General features: G+C 60.9%; 24 protein-coding genes. 11 read left to right on the top strand and 13 right to left on the bottom strand.

The window, feature by feature from the left end; all coding sequences use genetic code 11:
• Positions 1–20 precede the first annotated feature (20 nt).
• Both accD and VWZ81_RS18755 read left to right on the top strand, forming a co-directional pair.
• Complete coding sequence (accD, locus tag VWZ81_RS18760) at positions 21–965, top strand: acetyl-CoA carboxylase, carboxyltransferase subunit beta (protein WP_340546421.1); 945 nt, start codon at positions 21–23, stop codon at positions 963–965.
• Between the two features lie 91 nt (positions 966–1,056).
• The gene (locus VWZ81_RS18755) at positions 1,057–2,325 is read left to right on the top strand and encodes a bifunctional folylpolyglutamate synthase/dihydrofolate synthase (protein ID WP_416543519.1); all 1,269 of its coding nucleotides are present in this window, start codon (positions 1,057–1,059) and stop codon (positions 2,323–2,325) included.
• A 102-nt stretch (positions 2,326–2,427) separates the two neighbouring features.
• Here the strand turns inward: VWZ81_RS18755 and zapE are convergent, their stop codons facing one another.
• Positions 2,428–3,498, bottom strand: a complete 1,071-nt coding sequence (zapE, locus tag VWZ81_RS18750) for a cell division protein ZapE (RefSeq protein WP_416538278.1) — start codon at positions 3,496–3,498, stop codon at positions 2,428–2,430.
• A 224-nt stretch (positions 3,499–3,722) separates the two neighbouring features.
• Here zapE and VWZ81_RS18745 point away from each other — a divergent pair, with 224 nt between their 5' ends.
• The gene (locus VWZ81_RS18745) at positions 3,723–4,964 is read left to right on the top strand and encodes an MFS transporter (protein ID WP_416543518.1); all 1,242 of its coding nucleotides are present in this window, start codon (positions 3,723–3,725) and stop codon (positions 4,962–4,964) included.
• 17 nt (positions 4,965–4,981) lie between these two features.
• Here the strand turns inward: VWZ81_RS18745 and VWZ81_RS18740 are convergent, their stop codons facing one another.
• The 7 genes from VWZ81_RS18740 to VWZ81_RS18710 all read right to left on the bottom strand — a co-directional run bounded on the left by VWZ81_RS18740 (position 4,982) and on the right by VWZ81_RS18710 (position 11,476).
• Positions 4,982–5,902: an ornithine cyclodeaminase family protein gene (locus VWZ81_RS18740; RefSeq protein WP_416543517.1), complete on the bottom strand. Its 921-nt coding sequence runs from the start codon at positions 5,900–5,902 to the stop codon at positions 4,982–4,984.
• Positions 5,899–6,519, bottom strand: a complete 621-nt coding sequence (locus tag VWZ81_RS18735) for an HAD family hydrolase (RefSeq protein WP_416543516.1) — start codon at positions 6,517–6,519, stop codon at positions 5,899–5,901. The genes VWZ81_RS18740 and VWZ81_RS18735 overlap by 4 nt, the downstream gene beginning before the upstream one ends.
• Before the next feature lie 12 nt (positions 6,520–6,531).
• Positions 6,532–7,497, bottom strand: coding sequence for a DMT family transporter (locus tag VWZ81_RS18730; RefSeq protein WP_340546427.1), 966 nt, complete (start codon positions 7,495–7,497; stop codon positions 6,532–6,534).
• 82 nt (positions 7,498–7,579) lie between these two features.
• Positions 7,580–8,035 carry a YaiI/YqxD family protein gene (locus tag VWZ81_RS18725; RefSeq protein ID WP_340546428.1) on the bottom strand — a complete coding sequence of 152 codons (456 nt, stop codon included), beginning with the start codon at positions 8,033–8,035 and terminating at the stop codon, positions 7,580–7,582.
• Entirely contained in the window at positions 8,032–9,525 is a 1,494-nt protein-coding gene (sthA, locus tag VWZ81_RS18720; RefSeq protein WP_416534551.1) for a Si-specific NAD(P)(+) transhydrogenase, read from the bottom strand. The genes VWZ81_RS18725 and sthA overlap by 4 nt, the downstream gene beginning before the upstream one ends.
• A gap of 3 nt (positions 9,526–9,528) precedes the next feature.
• Positions 9,529–10,362, bottom strand: coding sequence for an S-formylglutathione hydrolase (gene fghA / locus VWZ81_RS18715; RefSeq protein WP_340546430.1), 834 nt, complete (start codon positions 10,360–10,362; stop codon positions 9,529–9,531).
• A gap of 175 nt (positions 10,363–10,537) precedes the next feature.
• Positions 10,538–11,476 (bottom strand): AEC family transporter, encoded by a 939-nt coding sequence (locus tag VWZ81_RS18710; RefSeq protein ID WP_416534550.1) that lies wholly within the window; start codon positions 11,474–11,476, stop codon positions 10,538–10,540.
• A gap of 422 nt (positions 11,477–11,898) precedes the next feature.
• Here VWZ81_RS18710 and VWZ81_RS18705 point away from each other — a divergent pair, with 422 nt between their 5' ends.
• Positions 11,899–12,543, top strand: a complete 645-nt coding sequence (locus VWZ81_RS18705; RefSeq protein WP_416543515.1) for a TetR/AcrR family transcriptional regulator — start codon at positions 11,899–11,901, stop codon at positions 12,541–12,543.
• Between the two features lie 31 nt (positions 12,544–12,574).
• Here VWZ81_RS18705 and VWZ81_RS18700 read toward each other — a convergent pair whose 3' ends face one another.
• The gene (locus VWZ81_RS18700) at positions 12,575–13,123 is read right to left on the bottom strand and encodes a cytochrome c (RefSeq protein WP_416543514.1); all 549 of its coding nucleotides are present in this window, start codon (positions 13,121–13,123) and stop codon (positions 12,575–12,577) included.
• Positions 13,124–13,286: 163 nt separating this feature from the next.
• On the opposite strand from VWZ81_RS18700, the gene VWZ81_RS18695 reads away from it, so the two are divergent.
• Both VWZ81_RS18695 and VWZ81_RS18690 read left to right on the top strand, forming a co-directional pair.
• The gene (locus VWZ81_RS18695) at positions 13,287–13,988 is read left to right on the top strand and encodes an ArsR/SmtB family transcription factor (protein WP_340546434.1); all 702 of its coding nucleotides are present in this window, start codon (positions 13,287–13,289) and stop codon (positions 13,986–13,988) included.
• 69 nt (positions 13,989–14,057) lie between these two features.
• Complete coding sequence (locus VWZ81_RS18690) at positions 14,058–14,402, top strand: DUF2794 domain-containing protein (RefSeq protein ID WP_340546435.1); 345 nt, start codon at positions 14,058–14,060, stop codon at positions 14,400–14,402.
• A 48-nt stretch (positions 14,403–14,450) separates the two neighbouring features.
• Here the strand turns inward: VWZ81_RS18690 and VWZ81_RS18685 are convergent, their stop codons facing one another.
• The 3 genes from VWZ81_RS18685 to VWZ81_RS18675 form a co-directional block, all read right to left on the bottom strand.
• Positions 14,451–15,299 (bottom strand): C40 family peptidase, encoded by an 849-nt coding sequence (locus VWZ81_RS18685; protein ID WP_416543513.1) that lies wholly within the window; start codon positions 15,297–15,299, stop codon positions 14,451–14,453.
• An 8-nt stretch (positions 15,300–15,307) separates the two neighbouring features.
• Positions 15,308–16,726: a leucyl aminopeptidase family protein gene (locus VWZ81_RS18680; RefSeq protein ID WP_416543512.1), complete on the bottom strand. Its 1,419-nt coding sequence runs from the start codon at positions 16,724–16,726 to the stop codon at positions 15,308–15,310.
• A gap of 294 nt (positions 16,727–17,020) precedes the next feature.
• Positions 17,021–17,425: a hypothetical protein gene (locus VWZ81_RS18675; protein ID WP_340546438.1), complete on the bottom strand. Its 405-nt coding sequence runs from the start codon at positions 17,423–17,425 to the stop codon at positions 17,021–17,023.
• Between the two features lie 130 nt (positions 17,426–17,555).
• Between VWZ81_RS18675 and VWZ81_RS18670 the strand changes: the two genes are divergently transcribed.
• Positions 17,556–18,206 carry a carbonic anhydrase gene (locus VWZ81_RS18670; RefSeq protein ID WP_340546439.1) on the top strand — a complete coding sequence of 217 codons (651 nt, stop codon included), beginning with the start codon at positions 17,556–17,558 and terminating at the stop codon, positions 18,204–18,206.
• A gap of 40 nt (positions 18,207–18,246) precedes the next feature.
• Here the strand turns inward: VWZ81_RS18670 and VWZ81_RS18665 are convergent, their stop codons facing one another.
• Positions 18,247–19,404, bottom strand: a complete 1,158-nt coding sequence (locus VWZ81_RS18665) for a DUF3095 domain-containing protein (RefSeq protein WP_416543511.1) — start codon at positions 19,402–19,404, stop codon at positions 18,247–18,249.
• A gap of 177 nt (positions 19,405–19,581) precedes the next feature.
• Between VWZ81_RS18665 and VWZ81_RS18660 the strand changes: the two genes are divergently transcribed.
• The 4 genes from VWZ81_RS18660 to VWZ81_RS18645 all read left to right on the top strand — a co-directional run bounded on the left by VWZ81_RS18660 (position 19,582) and on the right by VWZ81_RS18645 (position 24,128).
• Positions 19,582–20,760, top strand: a complete 1,179-nt coding sequence (locus VWZ81_RS18660; protein WP_416543510.1) for an MFS transporter — start codon at positions 19,582–19,584, stop codon at positions 20,758–20,760.
• A 78-nt stretch (positions 20,761–20,838) separates the two neighbouring features.
• Positions 20,839–21,861 (top strand): aspartate-semialdehyde dehydrogenase, encoded by a 1,023-nt coding sequence (locus VWZ81_RS18655; RefSeq protein WP_340546442.1) that lies wholly within the window; start codon positions 20,839–20,841, stop codon positions 21,859–21,861.
• A gap of 130 nt (positions 21,862–21,991) precedes the next feature.
• On the top strand, positions 21,992–22,336 hold the full coding sequence (locus VWZ81_RS18650; protein ID WP_340546443.1) for a hypothetical protein: 345 nt from the start codon (positions 21,992–21,994) through the stop codon (positions 22,334–22,336).
• A gap of 118 nt (positions 22,337–22,454) precedes the next feature.
• Positions 22,455–24,128 carry a DUF4139 domain-containing protein gene (locus VWZ81_RS18645; RefSeq protein WP_416543509.1) on the top strand — a complete coding sequence of 558 codons (1,674 nt, stop codon included), beginning with the start codon at positions 22,455–22,457 and terminating at the stop codon, positions 24,126–24,128.
• Positions 24,129–24,137 lie beyond the last annotated feature (9 nt).

Here is a 24,137-nt window from a genome sequence, read left to right as displayed (position 1 = left end):
CCCCTACAAAGGCATGGCTTATGAACTGGATCACCAACTACGTCCGGCCGCGGATCAATTCGATCTTCTCGCGCCGCGAAGTTCCCGAGAACCTTTGGCGCAAATGCGACGAATGCGGCACCATGCTGTTTCACCGCGAGCTGAGCGACAATCTGAATGTCTGCAACAATTGCGGACACCACATGCACATCACGCCACGCGACCGGTTTCTGGCGCTGTTTGATGGCGGTGTCTTCACCGAAGTCAAAGTGCCTGAACCTCTGGCCGACCCGCTCAAGTTCCGTGATCAGAAACGTTATCCCGACCGGATGAAAGCGGCGCAGAAGAAGACCGCGGAGAAAGAGGCGATGCTGGTGGCTGCCGGTGAAATCGGTCGGACGCCGATCATCGCTGCGGCACAGGATTTCTCCTTCATGGGCGGCTCCATGGGCATGTTCGTAGGCAATGCGATCATCGCGGCCGCTCAGGAAGCCGTGAAGCTGAAACGCCCGCTGGTGCTATTCTCCGCCGCCGGAGGCGCACGCATGCAGGAGGGCATCCTGTCGCTGATGCAGATGCCGCGGACCACCGTTGCGGTGCAGATGCTGAAAGAGGCGGGCCTGCCCTATATCGTCGTGCTGACCCATCCGACGACCGGTGGTGTGACAGCCTCTTACGCGATGCTGGGGGATGTACATATCTCCGAACCCAATGCGCTGATCTGTTTTGCTGGCCCCCGGGTGATCGAACAGACCATTCGCGAGAAACTGCCTGAGGGCTTTCAGCGCGCCGAATACCTTCTGGATCACGGCATGTTGGACCGGGTGACCCCGCGCACAGAGATGCGTGACGAGCTGATCACCATCACCCGCATGCTGCTGGGCCTGCCGCCGCAGATTGTCGGCGACCTGCCCGCCCCGGATGCCAGCGAGCAGGCCGGGAACGACACCAAGGGTGCCGCAGATGCACCGGCCTCAGGCGGCTGATCCTGATAATCTCTGATGTTGCGGCCCGCTCGTTCTTCGGGTGGGCCGTTTGCATATCTTACCGCCTGTACCAACGCCAGTGAGCTGTAGAATGACCCAGACCTCCGACGCGATCCTTGCCCGCATGATGGCGCTGCATCCCAAGATCATCGACCTGACGCTGGACCGGGTCTGGCGGCTGCTGGAAGCGCTGGACAATCCGCAGGACAAGCTGCCGCCGGTGATCCATCTGGCCGGCACCAATGGCAAGGGCTCGACCCAGGCGATGATCCGGGCCGGGCTGGAGGGGATGGGAAAGAGCGTTCATGCCTATACCTCGCCGCATCTGGCGCGCTTTCATGAGCGGATCCGGCTGGCCGGAGAGCTGATCTCCGAGCCGCATCTGAGTGAGGTTCTGGATGAGTGCTACGCCAGGAACGGCGGCGAGAACATTACCTATTTCGAGATAACAACGGTGGCGGGGATTCTCGCCTTTTCCCGCAGGCCTGCCGACTACACGCTGCTGGAAGTGGGTCTTGGCGGGCGTCTGGATGCGACCAATGTGATCACCCCGGCGCTCAGCGTGATCACCCCGGTTTCGATCGACCATGAACAGTTCTTGGGCAACACGCTGGCGAAGATCGCAGGCGAAAAGGCGGGCATCATCAAGCGCGGGGTACCGATTGTGGTTGGCCCGCAGCCCGAGGAGGCCATGGAGGTGATCGAGGCCACCGCCGCCCGTCTTGGCGCGCCGCTGATCGCCTATGGCCAGCACTGGCATGTCTGGGAAGAGCGCGGGCGGCTGGTGTTTCAGGACGAGAACGGCCTGCTGGATTTGCCGCTGCCGGTCCTGCTTGGCGCGCATCAGGTCCAGAACGCCGGCGCCGCACTGGCGGCGCTGCGCCATCTGGGCGCCGATGAGGCGGCTTGCGAGGCGGCGATGGCGAACGCCGAATGGCCCGCCCGGATGCAACGGCTCAAAACCGGCCCGCTGATCGAGGCCGCGCCGGAGGCCGAACTCTGGCTGGACGGCGGTCATAACGCCGCGGCGGGCGTGGCGCTGGCGGATGTGCTGGCCAAGCTGCCGGAGCGCCCCACGCATCTGATCTGCGGTATGCTGAACACCAAGGACGTGCGCGGCTACATGGCACCACTGGCACCGCATGTGGCGAGTCTCACCGCGATTTCGATCCCCGATGAGGTGAACACGCTGAGCGCCGGGGAGACCGAGGTCGCGGCCAAATCCGTGGGTATCGAGGCAGGCACGGCAGACAGCACTATGGCAGCGCTGGAGGCGATTGTCGCCAAGGACCCGCAGGCACGAGTGCTGATCTGCGGCTCGCTCTATCTGGCCGGTCACATTCTGCGCGAAAACGGCTGACGACTTACGGCGCCGGTGATCGGTGCTGCCCGTCATCTTTCCAATAATACTCCGGGGGTGAGAAAGCCGTGCTTTCGAGGGGGCAGCGCCCCCTTGTTGCTCTCAGCCCTCGCGTCCCCAGTCCCGGTCCTGCATCTCACGCAGCCGGGAGGCTGTGCGCTCGAATTCAAATGTGCCTTCCCCCTCGACATAGAGCATCTCCGGCTCCGCAGCGGCTGAGCAGATGAGGCGCACCCCTGCCTCGTAAAGCGCATCAATCAGTGTCACAAAACGCTTGGCTTCATTGAAGTTGTTGCGGCTGAGACGGGGAATATCCTCAAGCACCAGAACCTTGACCACCTCGGCGATGGCCAGGTAGTCGCCGGGACCCAGCATTTTGCCGCAGAGATCATAAAATCCGGCCCGAGCGACACCGTTGCGGAAGGCAGGCAGCGTTACGTCTCGCCCTTTGACCTCTAGCGTCAGGGGAAGGGCCGGGCCGCCGGAGAGATCCTCCCAGATTTCGCGAATCTTGGCGTTTGCCTCGGCATTCACTGGCGAGAAATAGACCTGCGCTCCAGTCAGACGATCCTGACGATAATCGACCGGGCTGACCATTTCATGGACCTGCATCTGCTGCTTGATCAGGTCGATGAAGGGCAGGAACAGCTGCCGGTTCAACCCGTTCTTATAGAGATCATCCGGCACCCGGTTTGACGTTGTGATCACCGTAACACCGGCGGCGAACAGCGCCTCGAACAGGCGGCCGACAATCATTGCATCGGTGATATCGGTGATCTGCATCTCGTCGAAGGCCAGCAGCCGGACCGACCCCGCCACCTCTGCCGCAACGGGTGCCAGCGCGTCTTCGACCCCCTGCTGGCGCGCTTCGTGCATTTTGCCGTGGATTTCCTGCATGAAGGCGTGAAAGTGCACGCGCCGCGATGGAACGTCATCAAGGCTGTCGACAAACAGATCCATGAGCATCGACTTGCCCCGTCCGACCCCACCCCAGAGATAAAGGCCCTTCACCGCCTGATAGCTGGCCTTGCGAAAGAGGCCGCGTTTCACCGGCGGGGCTTTCAGGCCCGCGGCGATGCGGTCGAAATGGGGAAGCACGGCCTCCTGCGCAGGGTCGGGCTTCAACATGCCTGCGTCGATTTTCTGCTGATAAAGCGCGGTCAGATGGGTCATGTCGGAAGGGATAGCCTGAGGGCCTTCGGATGGAAAGATATCTCAGCCTATCGCGGTTTTGCAGCTGCAAGGACAGATGCGGGCGGTCGCGAAGTCTCTGTGGAAAAGGGCAGGCTGTAATACATCAAATATTCTTGCCTATAGGCGCAAAAATCCTGATTTGACCGACCCTGTTTTTTCCGTACCGTCGCCTGACCGGAGCCCCTCCGGCAAGGAGAGTGATCATGACCCGCCCCGCACCGCTGTTTACCCCCGTCCTGATTGTTGGCTGCATCATCATTATGGCAAGCTTTGCGGTGCGTGCGTCTTTTGGCGTCTTTCAGATCCCGATTGCCGAGGAATTCGGCTGGTTGCGGTCCGAATTTTCGCTGGCGATTGCCATCCAGAATCTGGCCTGGGGCATCGGGCAGCCGATTTTCGGCGCCATCGCAGAGAAGATCGGCGACCGCAAGGCGATCATCATCGGCGCGCTGGTCTATGCAGCCGGTCTGGTGCTCAGCGCCTTCGCAACCACGCCGTTTGAGATGCAGGCTTATGAATGGCTGGTGGGTTTCGGCATAGCCGGAACCGGGTTTGGTGTCGTGCTGGCCGTGGTTGGCCGGGCCAGTTCGGATGAGAACCGGTCAATGTCTCTCGCAATTGTCACTGCCGCTGGCTCTGCCGGGCAGATTTTCGGCGCGCCGACTGCCGAATGGATGCTGACGTTTTTGAGCTGGCAGAGCGTTTTTCTGGTGTTTGCGGGCGTTGTTCTGGCGCTGATCGCGACCCTGCCCCTGATGCGCGCACCGGAAGCGGCCTCCAAGGCGGAGCTGGAAGAGAGCATGGGGGCAATCCTGGTAAAGGCGTTCAAGGATCCGTCCTATACGCTGATTTTCCTCGGCTTTTTCAGCTGCGGCTATCAGCTGGCCTTTGTCACGGCGCATTTCCCTGCGTTTGTGACAGAGATGTGCGGCCCGATCCTGCCGGGAGGTGCGCTTTATTCGGTGGGGATTACCTCAACCTCGACATTGGGGGCGGTTGCGATATCGCTGATCGGCGCGGCCAATGTCGGGGGAACCCTGCTCGCCGGTTGGCTTGGCAACCGGTATTCCAAGAAATACCTGCTGGCGGCGATCTATACCGGCCGCACGATTGCGGCGGCGGCCTTTATCCTGGTGCCGATCACGCCGGTTTCGGTCATCATTTTTTCCATCGTGATGGGGTCGCTGTGGCTGGCGACGGTGCCGCTGACCTCCGGTCTTGTCGCGCATCTCTACGGGCTGCGTTACATGGGCACGCTTTATGGGATCGTGTTCTTCAGTCACCAACTGGGTAGTTTTCTGGGCGTGTGGCTGGGGGGGCGGATGTATGACATCTACGGAGATTACACGCTGGTCTGGTGGATCGGTGTCGGGATCGGCGCGTTCAGCGCCATTGTGCACCTGCCCATTCGCGAACACCCGCGGGCCCGGATGGCCGCTGCCTGAGGGCTGCGACCTGGGGGTTAGCTCCCTCCTTGCCAGCGGTCCAGAATGTGGCGGCTGGTGATCAGATCCATATGTGCGCCGCCCCCGTTTTTGAACAGGGTGATCTTGGTAGGGTCGAATTCGGGAAAGCGCTCCAGATCGTAGAAGTCCGCCAGGATTTCGTTGCGGCGGATCACGCCGTCGGCCAGCGGAATCTTGAACTCCCCAATGTGATCGATGGTGGTGTCAAAGCTGTCACAATAGATCTCGGCGCGTTGCAGAGCGGTATCATCCGCCTCGCGCATATCTGGGCGGTAGGCGCCGATCAGATTGAGATGCTGGCCGGGGTGCAACCAGTCCCCATGGATGATAGGCGTCGACGACATGGTGCAGGTCACGATGATATCCGCCGCCCGCACAGCAGTTTCCAGATCGGGTGCTGTTTTCGTATGGGGGTAGCGGTGTGCCAGCGCCTCGGCCTTTGCCAACGTACGATTCCAGATGCGGATCTGAGCTTTGGGGTAGGCGGTGCCAAAGGCCTCTATCAGCGAGGCCCCGACTGTACCGGCCCCAACGATCAGGATCTCCCGGCTGTCTGGATTGGCCAAGCGGAGCGCCCCCAGCAGGCTGTCACCCGCCGTTTTCCATTTGGTCACCAGATGGAAGTCGATCAGCGCCTCCAGCATCCCGTGTTGATCGTCGTAGAGGCACACCGCACCATTGACCATCGGCTGGCCGCAATCCGGGTTGCCGGGAAAGATCGTCGCGCTTTTCACCGCAAGACCAAGCCCATCAATCCACGCAGCGCGGTTCAGCAGCGTGTCCTTGCCCCGGTAGAGGAAACTATCGGTGACCACAGCCTTTGGCAGCCGGTGTCCTGCGGCGAGGGCATCACAGAACGATCGCCAGTCCAGATTGGCTTCGCCCTGGTCGAATGGGATTTGCAGGATCGCGCTCATTGGGCCTCCTCCGGCGACAGCAGTCCCTCTGTCACCAGGCGATCAGCCCAGGTCTGGGGATGGGTAAAGAGATGCGTCTGCCAGCCGCGTTCGGCGGCAGCCTCGATGTTTTCGGGGCGGTCGTCGGTGAACAGGAGACGCTCAGACGGTACGCCGGTATCCTGTTCAAGCTGGGCGTAAATCTCTGGCTCAGGTTTGATCGTGCGTAGATGGCCGGAGACAAATGCTTTGTCGAACTCGTCGAAGAACGGGTAGGTGGTTCTGGCCAGTTCAAAGGTGCCAATCCCAAAATTCGTGAGCGCAAAGACCGGCACAGCGCGTCGGCGCAGAGCGCGCATCAGGCGAACGGAGTGAGGAATCGCAGGGCTGGCCATCTGGAGCCAGCTGTCGTGCCAATGGCGAATCTCCTCGGCCCATTCGGGATGCTGATCGGCCAGCGCATAGACGGCGCCCTTGAAATCGTCGCCCCGGTCTATGCCCAGGTTCATTTCATGCAGGTCGACCTCGCGAAACAGCGCTTCGCGTCGCTCCTTGCCGATCTTGGCATCGTAGAAGCGTTCAGGCTCCCATTCGATCAGCACGCGGCCGATGTCAAAAACGACGGCTTGGATGGTCATCTTCAGGCTCTCCTATCCGGTCGAACGCGGTCGTGGGCGAGGGGCCGGGCGACTGCGGCGGGTTTCGCGCCAGACTGAAACAAGACCGGCGCCAATGATCAAGGTCGATCCGATCCAGACCGGGCCGTCTGGCCATTCGTCAAAGACTAATACGCCCCAAACCACGGCCATCGGCATGGCGATATATTCAAACGGAGCAACCAGACCAGCCTCGCACTGGCGATAGGCCTGGCTGACCAGATAACCGCCGACGGAGCCGGCTAGCCCCACGGTCAGAAACAGGAGCCAATCCTGAGAGGCAGGCCAGATCCAGGCGCGCAGGATGAACTGCAGACCAGCGCTGTCGGAGGTGGCGAAGCGCCCGTCACCGGCTAGCAGCCCGACAAGGGAGCTGACCAGCAGAAACCCAAGCGTCGGGTAGAAGGACAGTGTCGCCGCCTTGTCCGAACCGCCAGCCCGGCGGGTCAGGACATGCAGCGTGGCATAGCCGCAGGCACCGAGAAACGGCAGGATTGCAGCAGGCTGAAAGGTGCCGGGACCCGGGCGCATGATCATCAGAATACCGACAAAACCGATGGCAACCGCCATCCAGCGCCAAGGGCCAACCCGCTCTTTCAGAAACAGGACTGACAGGCTGGTGACAACCAGCGGCGTGGCAAAGGCAATCGCCACCGCTTCGGCGATGGGCATGATCGCGAGACCGGTAAAGAAACAGAGATTGGCAAATAGCACCGCGAGGCTGCGCAGCAGATGCAGACGGGGTTGCCGCGTGCGCAGAATGCCATAGCCGCCTTCCAGAGGGATGATCAGCGCCAGCAAGACGAACATGGCCACGACGGAGCGGAACATCACCACCTGATATAGCGGGTAATCGCCGGACAGGAATTTGAAGATGACGTCTATGATGGAGAAACAGATCGCGGCCCCGACTGCCGCAAGGACGCCAAGAATGGGGAGGCCTGCCTGTTGCTGCGTCACATCTGCTCTCCCCCTCGGTGATTGGTGCAATCAGTGACGCAACGATGGGCAAAGGGCAAGAGCAGGGGGCGACCGGACCGGTTCAGGTGGCGCTTGCGGCGCGGATCTCACGCTCGAGCGCGTCGAGAAAGCGGGATCGGTCGGCTTTGGTAAAGCCTTTGCCGCTGCCCCCGGCACCAAGCGGATTGGCGGCGCGCAGATCTGCCATCAGATCGCGCATCGCCAGTTGTTGGCCGATATTGGCCTCTGTGAAGCGTTCCCCATTGTGCCGCAACACCCGGGCGCCGGCCTCGATACATTTTGCGGCCAGCGGAATATCTCCGGTGACCACGACATCGCCGTTTCCGCAACGCTCGGCGATCCACATGTCGGCTACATCGGCGCCTTCAGATACGATCACGGTCTCTACCAGCGGGTTCTGCGAGGGGCGCAGCCCACCGTTTGAGACAACATACATCGTGACCTTGTGGCGGGTTGCCACGCGCTCTGCCTCGGCTTTGACGGGGCAGGCATCGGCGTCGATATAGAGCGCCATCACTCAGCGGCCTTGGTGGGTTTTACCTTGGCGGCGGGTTTCGCCTTGGCGGCGGTCTTGGAGGTCTCGGGGCCGGTCTTCTTCACCTTGAACTCCTCCGGGATCGGCATTCGGTTGAACGCGTCAAGGCCCGCAATCTTATAGGCCTCGGCCAGGGTCGGATAGTTGAAGGTGTTCTGGACGAAGTAATCCACCGTGCCTTTGAGGTTGAGCACCGCCTGGGCGATATGGATCAGTTCGGTTGCGCCTTCGCCGACAATCTGAACCCCGAGCACTCGGCGCGTCTTGAGAGAGAACAGCATCTTCAGCATGCCGTGTTCCAGCCCCATGATATGACCGCGAGAGGTTTCGCGGAAGCGCGCGATGCCGATTTCGTAGTGGATGCCACGTTCCTGGAGTTCTTCCTCCGACATGCCGCAGGTTGACATCTCAGGCACCGAATAGATGCCATAGGGGAACCACGGGCTTTCGGGCAGGGTCGGTGTTTCCAGCGCGTGACAGGCTGCAACCCGCCCCTGCTGCAATGAGGTCGACGCCAGGGAGGGGTGGCCGATCACATCGCCGGTGGCATAGATATGCGGCACGGCGGTCTGATAGGATTTGCGATCAACACTGAGACGGCCGCGGTGATCCGTTTCCAGACCAACAGCCTCAAGGTTCAGCGCCTCGGTATTGCCCATGCGACCAGCGGCGAACAGCAGCATGTCGCCGCGTACATGACGTCCGTTCTCCAGGCTCACCTCGATATGGCTGCCTTCGTCCTCGATCTTGGTGATGGCAGAGCCGAGACGCAAATCGACGCCGTTCTCGCGGATCTGGTGAGTGAAATCCTGAATCAATGTGCTGTCGATGAAGTCGAGGAAGGTGTCGCGCGGCTCGATCAGGGTCACACGGACATCAAGGGCAGAGAACATGGTGGCATATTCGACGCCGATCACCCCGGCTCCGACCACGACCAGCGAACGCGGGATTTCCTCCATTTCGAGGAACTCATCGCCGTCGACGACGGTTTTGCCGTTGAATGGTACATACTCCGGGCGATAGGTGCGCGTGCCGGTGGCAATCAGGAATTTCTCGCCGGTGACACGGGTGGTATCGCCTGCCTCGGTAGCGACTTCGACCTCGTTCGGGCCGACAAAACGCGCAAGGCCGGCCAGGACCTCGACGTGGTTTCGGTTGAACTGATGTTCCAGCACGTCGACCTCATGGTCGAGGGTCATGTGCAGGCGGGCCTTGAGATCCTCGGCCTGGATCTGATCCTTCACCCGATAGGCGCGGCCATAGAAACTGCGCTCGCGCCAGCCAGAGAGGTTCAGCACGGTCTCTCGCAGGGTTTTGGACGGGACGGTGCCGGTATGCACCGAGACACCGCCCAGACGATCCTTGCGGTCGATGACCAATACGCGGCGGTGCAGTTTGCCTGCCTGAATCGCTGCGGTGCGCCCGGAGGGGCCGGATCCGATAATGATGAGGTCGTAGTTGAAATCTGCCATGTATCAGCCCCGGTAGAGCGCTTCGGCATGGAAGGACACATGGTCCTCCATGAAGGTAGAGACGAAGAAATAGCTGTGGTCATATCCCGGCTGCATCCGCAGGACGGCCTGCTGGCGGCGGGCCGCCGCAGCCTCGGCCAGAGCCTCCGGTTTCAACAGGTCGAGGAATTGATCGGATGTGCCGGTGTCGATCAGGATTGGCCCGTCAAAGCCGCTCTCCTGCATCATCAGGGTGGCGTCGTGGCGCGCCCATGCGGCTTCGTCAGTGCCCAGATAGGCCGTCAGCTGCTTGCGGCCCCAGTCACTGGCCGAGGGGTTGCAGATCGGCGCGAAGGCCGACACCGACCGGAACCGGCCCGGCAGGTTCATCGCCATCGTCAGCGCGCCATGTCCGCCCATGGAATGGCCGGTGATCGACTGGCGGTCCATATCCAGTGCAAACTGCTCAGCCAGCAGGGCAGGCAGCTCCTCGGTGACGTAATCCCACATCCGGAAATGCGGCGCCCAGGGATCCTGGGTGGCGTTCACGTAGAAACCAGCCCCCTGTCCCAGATCATAGGCCTCGTCATCCGCAACCCCGTCGCCGCGCGGGGAGGTGTCCGGAAACACGATGGCGATCCCCTGTTCCGCGCACCAGGCCTGCGCGCCTGCCTTGGTCATGGCGTTTTCGTGGGTGCAGGTCAGCCCGGACAGATACCACAGCAGCGGAACCGGCCCATCGGCGACTTCCTCCGGCAGGAACAGCCCAAAGGTCATGTCGCAATTGGTGCTGCTGCTGGCATGGCGATAGACGCCTTGCACGCCTCCGAAGGCGGCATTTTCCGAGACGGTTTCCATGGGGCGACTCCTTTGTTCTATGTTGCTCTATCGCTACCTGTGGTCAGCCATAGGGTCCAGTGACTGCGCGTCTGTGGTCCCTGTTTTTGCGACATATCATTGCAAAAACCTGAAGACTGCGGACGCCGATGGCCGCGATTGATGCCAATATCGCCAGGTCAGCGGCCGGATCGGCTCAGGGCTGCGTCAATACCGAGACCCCAGCGATCACCAAGGGCAGTGTCAGGATCGAGAGTGTCGTCGATAGCAGGATGGCGGCTGAGGCCCGGTGCGGGGCGACCCCATAGTGTTGCGCCAGCATGTAGACGTTTCCGGCCACCGGCAGCGCTGCGGCGGCGATGGCGACACCGGCGGCATAGGGATCCACAGGCACCAGCACCAGCACGCAGAGCGCCACTGCGGCCGGGTGCAATACCAGCTTGGCGAAGCTGAGCCAGCTGGCAATCTGCACCCGTTCGGCAGATTTCGAGGCCAGAGACGCGCCGATCGCAAAGAGCGCGCCGGGCGTTGCGGCATCGCCCAGCAAGGCAAGAAACGCATTCGCAGGGGTCGGTATCGGCAGCGCGAGCGCCGACCAGATCAGACCTGCGCAGATCGACAGGATCATCGGGTTTCGCAGCAACCCACGACCAACCAGCCCCAGCGTGGCGCCGCTAAGGCCGCTGCCGCGCCCCAGGTTGATCAGGACGACGATCAGAGAGGAAAACACCACCAGATCGACGCTGAGAACCAGCATCATCGGCCCTACCGAGGCCGGGCCGAACAAGATGATCATCATTGGCAGGCCGAGAAATCCAACGTTGCCGATGGCCGCGCATTGCGCCTCTACTGCGGCGGTTTGCATGTCGAGGCGACGCAGCGCAGCCACCAGCGTGGTGACCCCATAAACTACCGATGTGCCCAACAGATACCCGAGCACCAGCCGGGGATCGAAGATCTCCGAAAAAGACAGATTGGCGGCAAATCGGAAGATCATTGCCGAAAGTGGGAAATAGAAGACGAACTTTGTGAGGCTGGCGGTGGCCTCTTCCGAGAAAAAGCGGCTGCGACCGGCCCAATATCCAAGACCGATGATCGCAAAAAACGGGAGTGTTCTCAGAAATATGTCGAGCATTGTGGGAATTGGTAACCTAATTTGACCAACTCGGGAAGAGCGTTTCTCACCCCGCGCGGGGCTCCCGCCCGTCATCGGATCTCGGGTGAGGTCCTCTTCCCGTTGGGCCGGGCATCGCTGACGCGCTGGCACCTATCCGTTGGCCCCCATGGCGCAACCGCAGAGCCGCCGCCATAAGCGGTTCCGGTGTGTTTCCATCCGCGCGTTTGCCTATGTCGACAAACACGTTAAGCTGATGTCATGAGTTGGACAGATCGTCGGCGCAGGCGTTTTTTTGTTCGCCGCGCAGGGCTCTGGCTCATAGACTATCACGACGCCGCAACCGTTTGTGAGGTCACGCTTGACCTTGCCGCAGAATGCCTAGATTGGGCCTGCAACCCGCGATATCCGATCACTGTGTCGCCCCTTGACCGAGAGTATTGATGAACCAGCCAACCGCTATTCCCCGCAAGGGTCGCAAATATGATCAGGTGCTCCTCGGTGCGCGGGATGTGTTTATGGCCCATGGGTTTGAGGGCGCCAGCGTGGATGATATTGCCCGACAAGCCGGGGTCTCGAAGGCAACGCTCTACAGCTACTTTCCGGACAAGCGGCTGTTGTTCATGGAAGTTGCCCGGCACGGTTGCGCGCGTCAGGCTGACACAGCGGTCAGCATTGGCGCGGGTTGCTGTGACCCTGAGATCGCGCTGCGTGAGGCGGGGCACCACGTTCTGTCGGTGATCCTGTCGGAGTTTGGCGTGAAGATGTTTCGCATCTGCGTTGCCGAGGCGGACAGGTTTCCGGATCTGGGACGCCGCTTCTACGAAAGCGGACCGGCAACCATCCGGGCGCAGCTGCGCGAGTATCTGGCAGAAGCGACCGCACGGGGCGAGCTGCGGATCGAGGATCTGGATCTGGCGGCTGATCAGTTTGCGGAACTGTGTCGCGCAGATATGTTCCTTAGGCTGCTTTTCAACATCGACGCCGATATCGGCGATGACGAGCGTGAGCGTGTGGTTGAGGCCGCGATCAAGACGTTTCTTGCCCGCTACGGGGTCGCTGGTACGGCAGGCAACAGTGCTCGCTGATCGGCCATCGGGTCGACCCGGCTAGGGCAGCTCAGTGAGTGGTGAATTCGCGCGGTGTCTCACGGTAGATCTGGTGACAGTTGTGACAGGCGGATAGCAGGCGGGGCAGGCTGCGTTTCAACCCGGCCGCCGAGCGGGTATTCAGTGCGCGTGCCGCGCGTTCGGCAGACTCCGCATGGCGTTTGAAATCAGCCCAGTTTGCCCAGATCCCGCCGCGTGCATGGGATGACAGATCGGTGACATCCTGGCGGAATTCGCGCGGAATGCGGCGCGTCGACCGGATCAGAGCGCGTCGGGCCGCGCGCGCGGCACCGCGATCGAATGCGATGTAGTCGCGGGTCATCGCTGCAAGATCCTGAACGGCCGTTTTTTGACCACCCATCAGAGCGATACGTTGGGCAACGTGTTTGTTGGTCGGTTGAGGATCGGCATCGACCTTGTCGGCCAGCAGCAGAAGTGAGGCGATCAACAGCGCGCTGCCCATGAGAAGGCAGAGGCCCCCCAGACCACGCCAGTGCTCGTCGGCTCGGGTCTGAACCCGGTCAGGTCGATGGCGTCGTTGTTTGGGGTCATGCTGCATGGTCTCTTGGCTCCAGATCCTGATCAGGCGCGATGCAAAAAAACTATGTGGTTGAGGTTAGATCCCGGTTAATGATGGGATAGACAGGCTGGCTAGAACCCTTCGGCGATGGTCGAAGGGTTTGTACTAGGCGTAATCGCGGGCGGCGGGTTATCGTCTGACCATGAGCACTCCTCGATTTGATATTCTGGGCCAGGCGCTTTCCGATGCCAGCCGCACCCGTATGTTATGCGAGCTGCTGGACGGTCGGTCCTACACCAATAAGGAGCTGGCGGCGGCGGCAGGTGTCACCGCGCCGACAGCAACAGCGCATCTGCAGCTGCTGCAATCCGCAGGCCTGGTCGTTGCTGAAAAGCGAGGGCGCTGCGTTTTTCACAGGTTGGCCAGCGCCGAGGTGGCACAGACCCTTGAGCAACTGGCTGCGATTGCGCCGTCGGATCATCTGCATCGTGCGCAGCAGCGAAAGGCGGGTGTCCTGGCACCATTGCGCAGTTGCTACGACCACTTTGCCGGTCCATTGGCGGTGGCGATGACCCGGCGGTTTCTCGATCTTGGAATTCTGGTCGAGCGCAACGGCGGGTTCGAAGTGATTCCGGCAGCAGAATGGGACCGGCTGGGAGTGACCCTGCCGACACGACCTTCACGGCAAGCCTTTGCGAAGCCCTGCATGGACTGGACGGAGCGGCGCCTTCATATCTCGGGCGAATTGGGGCGTCAGCTGTTGTCTCACGCGCTGACTTCGGGCTGGGTCAAGCGTCAGCCGGTCAAACGGGGGCTGCTGCTGACCGCCCCGGGACGTGCGGCTTTTGAGCAGACCATCGGTCTGGACACACGCTCTGTTCTGCCCGAGCTTTCGCCTTCCTGAGGACGCCAGCTGCGCCGCAAGGTGGCAATAATGCTTGATTTGCTGTCTGTTTGGCGCAACGCTGTCATTATGAGCTTTGACCAAGTGCAGCCCTTCTCATCGTTTTCCGGCCCGCAGCAGGTTGCCTTTCACCGGACCGAACTCTCGGTGATCCTGTCGTTGTATGGCCGTATGGTTGCAGCCGGGGAATGGCGGGACTACGGCATTTCGACCCTTCGGGATCTGGCCGTTTTCTCGGTGTTCCGGCGCACCGCTGAGCACCCTCTTTATCGTATCGAGAAACGTCCCAAGCTGCGTAATAGGCAGGGGCAATATGCGGTTGTCGGTATGGATGGGCAGATTCTGAAGCGCGGCCATGATCTCAAATCCGTGCTGCGTGTGCTCGAACGCAAGCTCATCCGATCCGTGACCTGACCGCCGATTGCGGCGCTGCCTGATGATCCGGGCCGCGAAGAAGCGGCTTCAGAGGTCTGGGCGCCGGTGACGAGTGATCGGTCCATCGCCCTGCACCATGATCCGCTCCACCGCATCCGCCACCGGCTCCAGTGCAACCGCCATATGATGGGCGTTTGCATGGATCATGGTTTCGTGGTCCTGCATCAGGGCGACATGGCCCTTCCAGAACAGGAGATCGCCGCGTCTGAGATCACTGGGAACCGCTGTGTTGCCGAGCGATATGTCCTGGCCCATTTCATTTTCCTGCTGGTCGCTGTCACCGGGGCAGGTGACCCCGCAGGCCAGCATCGCCGCCTGGACCAGACCCGAGCAGTCGATCCCCCAGCGGCTGTTTCCGCCCCATAGATAAGGCGTGCCGAGAAAGAGCTGTGCAACCGCGACCGGATCGGTTTCGGGCACTGAAACCGGCCGCAGATGAGACGCGGGGATGAACCCCAGATTGGTTTCCGCAAATCGATCTGTGAAAGCTAGGACGCTCACCCTGCTGCCGTGGCTGAGACTGCAGAGGTCGGCGGATTTCATATCTGCGGCGCTATAGGCATGTGTTGCCGGTGTGCAGACCCGATGGGTTGCGGGGGCGGCATCGGTTGCGAGGGCTGTGGCCGGAATATAGCCGACATAGTCATCAGCCACAGCCTGCACGAACGCCCATCCATCGCGCTCTTCGTAGATCGTGATCTCGGCGCCAAGCAGCAGTTGACGGTCGCGCGGCCCGTCCGGGCGCCGTAACAGGTTTACCACGGGCAAACGAATACAGGCGGGTTGTCCTGTCACTGCCGTGCGGTCGGGCGAGTGCTGCGCCAGATGTGCAGCGATCACGCGGTCATTGGCCGGGGTGCGGCGGGGATCGGTCATCCGGTGCCTCAGAGGTTCAGCATGGTTGGCAACGCATCGAGCAGGGCCCGAGCGCCCTGCAATGCGCCGCCCTTTGGCCGGGCCGGGGCGGCGGTCGGCGTCCAGCCATAGATGTCGAAATGGATATACCGGCTGCCGCCGGCAAAGCGGCGCAGGAACAGAGCCGCGGTGATGGATCCGGCAAAGCCGCCGCTTGGCGCGTTGTCCAGATCAGCGATCAGCGGTTCAATCATGGTCTCATAGGGCGCGTGAAAAGGCATCCTCCAGACCGGATCGGCTGAGGCAGCGGCGGCCGCGCTGAGCGCATCGGCATCGCTATCGCTATCGGTGTAAAACGGCGCCAGATCCGGACCGACCGCCACACGCGCCGCGCCCGTCAGCGTGGCCATGGAGATTAGCAGATCCGGGGCGTCTTCCGCCGCGTAGGACAGGGCATCGGCCAGGACCAGCCGACCTTCGGCATCGGTGTTGTTGATTTCGACGGTCAGACCGTTGCGCGCGGTGAGTACATCACCGGGGCGAAAGGCATTCGCCGAAACGCTGTTCTCAACCGCTGGGATCAGGACGCGGAGCTGCAAAGACAATTGCAGCGCCATGATCATCTCTGCGAGCCCCAGGACATTGGCGGCACCTCCCATATCCTTTTTCATCAGGGCCATGCTGCTGCCGGGTTTGAGATTGAGGCCGCCGGTGTCAAAACAGACGCCCTTGCCTACAAGGGTGAGCTTCGGGCCAGTATTGCCCCAGCGCATATCCAGCAGGCGGGGGCGACGATCCGAAGCGCGGCCAACGGTGTGGATCATGGGAAAGTTCTGCGTCAGAAGATCTTCATCGGCGACAACGTCAAGGGCGGCGCCATATCGATCCGCCAGCGCCTGTGTTGCCTCCTGCAAATCCTGCGGCCCCATGTCAGAGGCGGGCGTATTGATCAAGTCGCGAGTCAGATATTCCCCGGCCGCGCAGGCCTCGATCCGGGCTGCATCGACGCCCTCGGGTGCGATCAGATGGGTTTCGGAGACGCGCCCGGATTTATACCGATCAAACCTATATTGGGCGAGCAGCCAACCTAGGCACTCAGCCGGGCGATCCTCCTCGGCGATCCCTTCGACCAGGCGATAGGTTGCTCCGGGCAGCGCAGAGAGGGCGCCGGCCAGAATGAACCTGCCCCTCGCGCGGTCCTTGGCGGTGCCGTATCCCACCAACACCTGTCTGGGCGCACCGTCGCGATCCGGAATGACGAGCACCTGCCCGATGGCGCCGCGAAACCCATTGGTGCGGGCCCAGTTACTGGTCTCGCTCGGCGCATTGGCAAGCCAGTCTTCGCACTTGTCCTGATCCAGCACATGCAGATCGAGGCTGGCCGTCGCCGGGTCGGCGAAGGCCGGGCGCGCAAGGCGGCTGATGGCGGATGGCTTGGCAGAGGGCATGACAGGATACTCCGGGACCGGGGGGCGATTTCATGGTCAGAGTATCTGTCACAGCGCCGTCTGCAAGCCCTGCTGATTGTCGGTCAACATGTGGTTTCAACAGGTTGCATCCGTCACGGCCGCAGGCGCAACGCCAATAAGGGCCCCGCTAAGAGCCCGGACGCATAACCTGCGTCGCTACGAAATTGCCATTTGGTTGGCATCAAGCCTTGGTCTGACAGTTGGAGACCGGCTCCATCGGCGGCAGATCCGCTGTCAGATATATCCGAGCAAGTGTCCCCCCAGGATCACTTGTCAGACCGAAAGGTCCTGTTGCTCCCATACAGCGGTCAGGGATCGCTCGCCGATCCGCATCAGCCGGAACAGGGTCGCCGAAACTGCTGCAAAATCGTTTATGTCGATCGCGCCGGTCACGTCACGGGCAACCCGTGCCATTGCTGTCATGCCAATCTGATCGGCGATAGCGATCAGGGAACGCGCACTTTTGCGTAGGTTTGGCAAATCGTTCTGGCGCCAGAGACGTTCGCAATGAGACAGCCGCACGGCGAGTTCCTCGATCGCGCGACAAACCACATCTTCTGCCCCGGCTTCGCCGAGTTGCGTATAGAGATCCGACAGTTTGTCGGAGTCTAGGCGCACATTTTCTTTGTGTACTACAGTGAGTATTTGAGCCACCACATTAAACCCCAATTTATTCATGCCCCCACGGCACGGGCCAAACTTGCGCCTTAGAAGTTGTCAAAAGGTTTCCAGCCGGATGACCAAATCTCTCGAATTTGCTAACAATCCTTGGTAACAGACCTGCCAGAGGTCAATCGAGGAACGACACATGCAATTTGCCAAACCCCTGCCGAGCTATCTGGTGACGCGCTATCATGGGTGGAAAGCCACGACCTATAGCGAAAATCAAGGCTGGTACCGGCGGCTCGCCAGCGAAGGGCAGCGCCCGCGCGCGATGGTTATTTCCTGCTGCGACAGTCGGGTTCATGTCACCTCGATTTTCGGTGCCGATCAGGGCGAGTTCTTCATTCACCGCAATATTGCGAATCTGGTGCCGCCTTATCAGCCTGACGGCGATCACCATGGCACCAGCGCGACCGTTGAATACGCTGTTACCGTTCTGAAGGTGGCACATCTGATTGTGTTGGGGCATTCACAATGCGGTGGTGTGCAGGGATGTATCGACATGTGCAAGGGCCATGCACCAGCGCTGGATGCCAAGGAGAGCTTTGTCGGGCGTTGGATGGATATCCTGAAGCCGAAGTTTCCGCTGGTCGAAGATATCGAGGATACCGACGCGCAGGCGCGTCAGTTTGAACGGCAGGCGGTGGTTGCATCGCTCGAAAACCTGATGACCTTCCCCTTCATTGATAGCGCCGTGCGGGATGGAACATTGAGCCTGCATGGCCTTTGGACCGATATCGGCGAGGGTGGTCTGGAGTGTTATGAGCCGCGCAGCGGCAAGTTCCAGCCGGTCTGATCGGGGGCTCTCGCCAACGCAAAACGGTCCCGATCAGACCTCAGGCCGCCGCCGGATTTGAAGCGGCGGCCATTCTCAGCGCTGCCTGCGTATAGCCGCCCGCGGCCCCGTCGATGAAATGGACGTGATCGTCGCGCATCGCCGACGGTACGATGCAGGTTACCAGCGCTTCGTCCTGCTCATGCACGCCATAGCGCACCTGCCCTGCTGCCGCGGCTTTCTCCAGGATATGCGTGATCTCGTCGCGCACCTCTGCCGGACAGTCGAGTGTCAGTTTCAGGCCATCGTCGAATTTTCGAAAATCCGCGTTGGCGACGAGCATTCTGCGGTAATGCTGGGCATCAAAGCCACCAATCGGACGCTTGCGGGTGAGCGCATAGGCCGCAAAGACCGTCTGAACAAACAACTGCAGCTTTCGCAAAATCAACGCGGTTTTCCCGCGTGACATCTTTGCCTCCAGCGTCAGACCCGGCGGGGGGAAGCTGAAGCTTGGCCCGCCCTCCGGCACCGGATGACCATGGCGCTGCAACTTGTCTGCAACTGCGAGAACATCGCTGGCGATTTTGGCAAAATCCCTGGCTGAGGCCCGACTATGGGGCTGCACCACGACCGAGAGGATCATCCCGTTGCGAGCCGGTATCGTATTCCAGCGGCAGGACAGGCCTGTCAGATCCGGCGGATCGGGCAGCGGTGCGGGGTGCACTTCGAAACCTCCCAGCTTCATCTGCCGTTCCGCCCAGTTGAGGCCACCACCGGCAAACATTGCGTAGTCGGCCGCGTCTGAGACGGCATAGCGGGCAACGGCGACATCCAGGCCTTCGGCTCTGATCCAGGACACCGGCAGCAATGCGGCGCGCAGCTCGATGTCGAATTCCGCGCTGGTCCAGCTGCGCAGCCGCGCCAGCGTGTCGCGCGCGATATCGGCGTGTTCAGGGGCCACTGCAAAGGAGGCGCCGTCGCCGCCAAAGACATAGGGAAACGGCGTGCCTCCTAGGGCGTTGATCATCGCGGCAATCGCCGAGGCGCCGATGGTGTTTACCGTCTTGTAGCGCCCGGTCGCGATCAGATCGGTGGAATTGACGATATCGCAGCAGCCGACCATCCAGTCCCTCGGCAGCGGCGTAAAGGCACCAGAACGGGTCAGACCGGCAAAGTCGCGGCTGGGCGCTAGGCTTTGGTAGAAACCATCCTGTGTCATCTGCGATCCGTTCATCCTGTTGACACCATAGCCTAGCGCGACAGCAGCACACGACCAATCACGGCTAAGTGGTTTCGCACTCTTGTGAATTGGTGCGAAATCGCCACTGTGGACGGATTACGATTGCTGGTCTTGGCTGCTTGCCGGGGCAGACATCTCATTCCGGGGGGGACCAACATGCAGGCCGGGCTGGTCATATTATGTCTGGGCTATGTGCTCAGTCAGTTTTTTCGCGCATTCCTGGCGGTGCTCAGCTCCGCCTTGCAAAACGATCTGGGAGCCACGCCCGAGGATCTCGCCTTTGCCTCAGGGCTCTGGTTCCTGACCTTTGCGGCGATGCAACTGCCGGTCGGCTGGGCGCTGGATCGTGTCGGACCAAGCCGGACCGCTGCGGCACTGCTGCTGCTTGGCGGTGGCGGCGGAACGCTGGTCTTTGCGCTGGCGGCTCAGCCCTCACATATCAGCCTTGCGATGGTCCTGATCGGGATCGGCTGTTCTCCAGTGCTCATGGCGTCCTATTACATATTCGCACGCGAATATCCGCCACGCCGTTTTGCGACACTGGCGGCCGTGATGCTCGGGGTGGGCTCGCTGGGTAATCTGGTCGCGTCCTATCCAACGGCGCTGGCGGTTGAGGTCTTGGGATGGCGGGGCACGCTGTTCGGGCTTGCAGGGATCTCTACCGCAGTCGCACTGGGCATCGCGCTGACGGTAAAGGATCCGGCGCGGGTCGAGGCGGGCGAGGGGGCCAAAGGGTCTGTTGTCGATATTCTGCGCCTGCCGGTCCTCTGGCCGATATTCATCATGATGTTCGTGGCCTACGCCCCCTCTGCGGCCTTGCGGGGGCTGTGGATCGGACCCTATCTGAGCGATGTTTTTGGACTGGGGCGGGAGGCGGTCGGGTTGGCCAGCCTGGTGATGGGGGTCGCGATGATCCTTGGCACCTTTGCCTATGGTCCGATGGACCGGCTGCTGGGAACCCGCAAGGGGGTCGTGCTTGGCGGCAATCTGCTTGCCTGTGTCGCGCTGGGGGCCTTGATGCTGTGGGTGGATGGTCCCGTGTCGCTGGTGGTGGCGCTGATGGCGGCCGTTGGCTTCTTTGGCGCTGCGTTTCCGGTGATCCTGGCGCAGGGGCGTGCCTTTGTGCCGCCGCATCTGGTGGGTCGCGGTGTGACCATGCTCAACTTCTTTGGCATCGGCGGGGTGGGAATCATGCAGTTTGCCAGTGGGCGCCTGCATGCGGAAACGTCCGGTGCGGACCTTTCCTTGCCCTATTTGGCTATTTTCGGTTTCCTGCTCGCCTTTTTGCTGGCCGGATGCGCAATATATCTGCTCAGCCCAGACAGCTTGGATTGATCTAGCCTTTCCTAGCGCGGGCTTTCCCGATAAGACACCGCAGCCGGTCACGAGGCCGGACACAATTGGAGACACAAAATGGGTTATCGCGTCGTTATCGCGGGCGCCACGGGCAACGTGGGCCGTGAAATGCTGAACATTCTGGCTGAACGCCAGTTTCCTGTGGATGAGATTGCAGTTCTGGCGAGCCGCAAATCCCTCGGCACCGAAGTCACATTCGGCGACAAAACACTGAAGACCCAAGATCTCGACACCTTTGATTTCAGCGGCTGGGATATGGCGCTGTTTGCCATCGGGTCCGACGCGACCAAGAAATACGCGCCCAAGGCCGCTGGCGCCGGTTGCGTGGTTATCGATAACTCGTCGCTTTATCGTTATGATCACGATGTGCCGCTGATTGTTCCTGAGGTGAACCCGCAGGCGGTGCATGGCTATGCCAAAAAGAACATCATCGCGAACCCCAACTGCTCGACCGCACAGATGGTTGTCGCGCTGAAGCCGCTGCATGATCGCGCCAAGATCAAGCGCGTTGTGGTCTCCACCTATCAGTCGGTTTCCGGCTCCGGCAAGGAAGCGATTGATGAGCTGTGGGATCAGACCAAAGCAGTCTACAATCCGACACAGGATGTTCCGCCCTCTGTCTATACCAAGCAGATCGCTTTCAACGTGATCCCGCATATCGACGTCTTTCTTGATGATGGTTCCACCAAGGAAGAGTGGAAGATGGTTGCGGAGACCAAGAAGATCGTCGATCCGTCGATCAAGGTCACGGCGACATGCGTCCGCGTGCCGGTCTTTGTCGGCCACTCCGAATCCATCAACATCGAGTTCGAAGACTTCCTGGACGAAGATGAAGCCCGCGATATTCTGCGCGAAGCGCCGGGCATTATGGTGATCGATAAGCGCGAAGACGGCGGCTATGTGACGCCGGTCGAATGCGTCGGCGACTTCGCAACCTTTATCAGCCGGATCCGCCAGGACTCGACCATTGATAACGGCATCAACCTGTGGTGCGTCAGCGACAACCTGCGCAAGGGCGCTGCCCTGAACGCTGTCCAGATCGCAGAGCTTCTGGGGCGTGAAGTTCTAAAAAAAGGTTAAAAACCTATCCATTCAGAGAGGGGGCTGTCTCGAAAGAGACGGCCCCTTTACCGTTTGTACAACTGTTCTTGCCAGCCTTTATCCCACTAGTCTGATGGGAGTTGGATGAAGGTAACTTGGGGGTAAGACCATGATGGGAAAAACACCGACGCAGGCGCAGACACATGAGACTGTAATCAGCTCGGGGGAAACGGCTTGGGCCACAGCACGCAACGGTTCGCGCCTAGATGCCGAAATGGCGGCGCAGCTGCGGATGGTTTTGAGCGAGAGCTTTCGCACAGCAAAGAACTGGCTGGATCTGATCCGGGCTCTGCGCAGCAAGGGATTTTATCTGGAGCGCAGTGACGGGCGGACCCGTCTTCGCGATGCGCATAGCCACGTCGAAATCTGTACCTGCCGGTTTCTTGGGTTTCCTGGGAAAGAGCTGGAGGCGCGATTTGGGGCTCCATTGCCGGACAACATAAGCCAAGCCTGAGCAAGCACTGGCAGTTTGCGTCATGATGGGATGCAACGGCTGGTAACATCTCGCAACGATACGTAGATTTGATCACAGGCGGGCCGCTTGTCCGCGATTTGATCAATCGAGAGATATCATGCGACCTGTTCATTCAGTTTTTGCCATTCTTGCGGCTGCCACCGGCACAATCAGCATTGCCACATCCGCAGTTGCGGATGTGTTCCCTGTTTCTAGCCAGGTTTCCGCGGTAACGCTTTATCCGGGGCTTGCCCAAATCACCCGCACCGCGGCGGTGGACCTGCCTGTCGGGCGGCACCAGCTGATCCTGCAAAACGTGCCACAAAGCGCGCAGACCGCCAGCCTGCAGGTGCAGATCGCGGGCGGGCGCCGTATCAGCACCCTAATGCGAGAGGAGTCCGTGCCCCCTCAGGACGTGGCGACACCTGAGATTGACGCTGCTGAGGCACGTATCCGTCAGATCGAAGAACAGATCGCAGCCGTGACGGATGAAGCCGAACGTGCCCGAGCCACGGCCCGAGCCGCGCAGAGTTCAATCCAATTCCTTGAACAACTTGGCGGTAATGATGGTCTGGCGGGGGCGGATGCCTCAGCGCTGGCGGATATCGCGGTGATGATCTCAAACCGGGCTACTGCAAGCCATCGTGAGATTATTGATGCAGAGGCCGAGGCCCGCGCCAAGGAACAAGCTCTGACAGCACTCCAGGACGAATTGAAGGAGGCCCGCGCAGCACTCGCCGCCATCGCGCTGGAGGATGAGGACCGGCTCTTCATTGAGGTGGAAGTCGACGTTGCGGAGGCTGGGGGCGCCGAGGTTACACTCACCTATCTGACAGCTGGAGCGGGACATATAGGGTGGTCTCCCCATTATGAGCTGCATCTTGCGACAGGTGATGTGGCGGAGCTGACTCTGGCGCGCAGCGTGATGCTGGCGCAGGATACGGGCGAGAGCTGGCAGGACATTGCGCTGACGCTGTCGACGGCGGAACCGCTGGGGCAATCAGCGCCATCGCGCCTGTTCCCACAGCTGCGTCGGATCGAGAAACCGATGCCCGTCCCAACGCCTAAGCAGCGGCTGTCATCTGATATGGAATTGCAGCTTGCCAACGAACCGATAATCGAAGCGGCTGTGTTGGTTGATGAGCTACTTCCGCAATGGAGCGTCGACACGGGCGGCGTTGCGGCTGTCTATGGGTTTGGTGAGCCGGTCTCCATTGCCTCGGGTGCGGATGCGTTGCGGCTAGAAATGGACAGTGTCACCGCAAGCGCCGAGTTGAGAGCACAGGCGGTGCCACTGCGCAAAGAGGTCGCTTATCGCGTGGTGCGTTTCGCAAACGAATTTGGCGAGCAGTTGCTGCCTGCGACGGAGGCTGCGCATTTTTTGGACGGGAAGCTGGTCGCCGTTGCAGATTTTCCGGGCCTGGCACCTGGGGCAGAGGCAGACATCGGGTTTGGGCCGATCAAGGGGCTAACCCTGCGCCGCGATGTTCTGGATCAGAGCGAAGGTGAACAGGGGCTGATTTCGCGCAATGCGGAACAGTTTAGCCGGGTTGAGATCGAGATCGAGAACCTGACTGACCAGCCCTGGCCTTTGCGGGTTCTTGACCGTGTTCCATACTCCCAGCAGGACGACCTTAAGATACGCTGGTCTGCGCGCCCTGCGCCGACGGAAGAAAACGTCGAGAAACAGCGCGGGATATTGGCCTGGGACATGGAGATCGCTCAGGGCGCGCGTGAAGTGATCCAGATCGAGACAGAGCTGAGCTGGCCTGAAGATCAAATTCTGCGCTAGCCCTGCCGC

Source organism: Phaeobacter sp. JH20_34 (genome assembly GCF_048056095.1).
GTDB lineage: Bacteria > Pseudomonadota > Alphaproteobacteria > Rhodobacterales > Rhodobacteraceae > Phaeobacter > Phaeobacter bryozoorum.
Note: the sequence above shows the minus strand (reverse complement) of the source record. Positions and strands in the feature narration are given on the sequence as shown.